Annotated in this window: 1 protein-coding gene; it reads left to right on the top strand. The window is 63.4% G+C overall.

The window, feature by feature from the left end:
* Positions 1-331: acyl-CoA dehydrogenase family protein (locus PQR54_RS38910; RefSeq protein WP_408255465.1), on the top strand; the 331-nt coding region annotated here is incomplete at both ends.

The raw sequence follows: 331 nt of genomic DNA, 5'->3' as shown, positions 1-331 counted from the left end.
GATCGGCCATCTGATCGGCGAGGAGAATCGCGGCCTCGAGTACATGTTCATCATGATGAACGCGGCGCGTTTTGCTGTCGGCATGCAGGGCGTCGGCATTTCGGATCGTGCGTATCAGAAGGCGGTCGCGTACGCGAAAGATCGCGTGCAAAGCCGTCCCGTGGATGGCTCCGCGAAGCAGCCGGTCGCGATCATTCAGCATCCGGACGTGCGCCGTATGCTCGCGACCATGCGCGGTCTCACCGAAGCATCGCGCGCGCTGGCTTATGTGGCCGCGGCGCATTGCGACATCGCGCATCGTCATCCGGACGAAGGCAAGCGCGCCGAGCAT

This window comes from Paraburkholderia phytofirmans, assembly GCF_046028095.1.
In the GTDB taxonomy this organism is placed as follows: domain Bacteria; phylum Pseudomonadota; class Gammaproteobacteria; order Burkholderiales; family Burkholderiaceae; genus Paraburkholderia; species Paraburkholderia phytofirmans_A.
This window is presented reverse-complemented; position numbering and strand designations above follow the sequence as displayed.